Genomic DNA, 1,105 nt, shown 5'->3' on the forward strand with positions numbered 1-1,105 from the left:
CAGGCCTGAGCAAAGCTCTAGAAATGCTTCGCGAGGGCGACACTCTGGTTGTCTGGAAGCTGGATCGGCTTGGGCGTAGCGTCAAAAACCTAGTTGACCTAGTGGCTAGCCTGCATAAGCAGGGGGTCCAATTCAAGAGTCTCACCGATGCTATTGATACGGGCACGCCATCCGGTAGGTTCTTTTTCCACGTCATGGCTAGCTTGGCCGAGATGGAACGGGAGCTGACGGTCGAGCGTACACGTGCGGGTCTGCAAGTGGCCCGTCAGCTTGGTCGAACGGGCGGTCGCAAGCGGCAGATGACCGACAGCAAAATCGTCTCAGCCAAGAAACTGCTGGCCAACGGCGTACCACCGCGTGAGGTGGCCAAAAATCTTGGAGTTTCGGTGCCAACACTGTACCGCTGGATTCCAGCCTCATCGCATGTTTAATGAGCTAAACGTTTGAGAGGGCTCCATTGAATAATGCCTCACTTTTCTTACCAAGGCTGACACTCAACCGTCAGTTCGTCTATGACCTCATCGAGGCCGAAGTGCCTGCCTGCGCTCTGGGAGTGATTGAGGTGCATGAGCATCAGTTTGGCTTGCTAGCTATTCGACCGAGCGACAATTTCCCAGACGGAACGTCCAGCGAAGGCTTCGAGCTGGGGCATTCACTGTTGGGGACCGCCGATTATGAAGTGGTCCATTTTGCTTTCAATTTCCATGGCGTGGATACCTACAATGTCTTAGTCAACCCATGCAACCCTCTGATCAAAACCGTGGTAAGCAATATGATTCAGCGAGGCTACTACTTCATTCTGGTGATCCGACCTGACAATGGTGTGACCGTGTTCCGCGCCGGAGGCGACTCGGACGACTTGGCGGGACTGAAAGAAAATCTCCCACGAATCCTCACCTCAAGCACGACAGCTGCACAGTATGAGAACGCGGTGACGCGCTTTCAGAAGCGACCGTATCCCCCTGGGGTACTAGTTACTTGGGCTTGTCGGGACGATCCTGCGTATCTAGACATTTCAAACGACAGGCTCGATCTCAACCCCTCTTCACGGTGAGTGTCGCAAATCGCGGCTTCGCTCCCACTGGGCCTACAGACAGCGCGTCGA

At 54.7% G+C, this 1,105-nt stretch carries 2 protein-coding genes; both read left to right on the forward strand.

Going from position 1 to position 1,105, the window contains the following annotated elements; genetic code table 11:
* A partial coding sequence (locus ALO64_RS15745) for a recombinase family protein (RefSeq protein WP_054991752.1) occupies positions 1 to 431 on the forward strand: 431 nt, incomplete at its 5' end.
* A 26-nt stretch (positions 432 to 457) separates the two neighbouring features.
* Positions 458 to 1,054: a hypothetical protein gene (locus ALO64_RS15750; protein ID WP_005730435.1), complete on the forward strand. Its 597-nt coding sequence runs from the start codon at positions 458 to 460 to the stop codon at positions 1,052 to 1,054.
* The last annotated feature ends 51 nt before the right edge of the window (positions 1,055 to 1,105 follow it).

The organism is Pseudomonas meliae, assembly GCF_001400515.1.
In the GTDB taxonomy this organism is placed as follows: Bacteria; Pseudomonadota; Gammaproteobacteria; order Pseudomonadales; family Pseudomonadaceae; genus Aquipseudomonas; species Aquipseudomonas amygdali.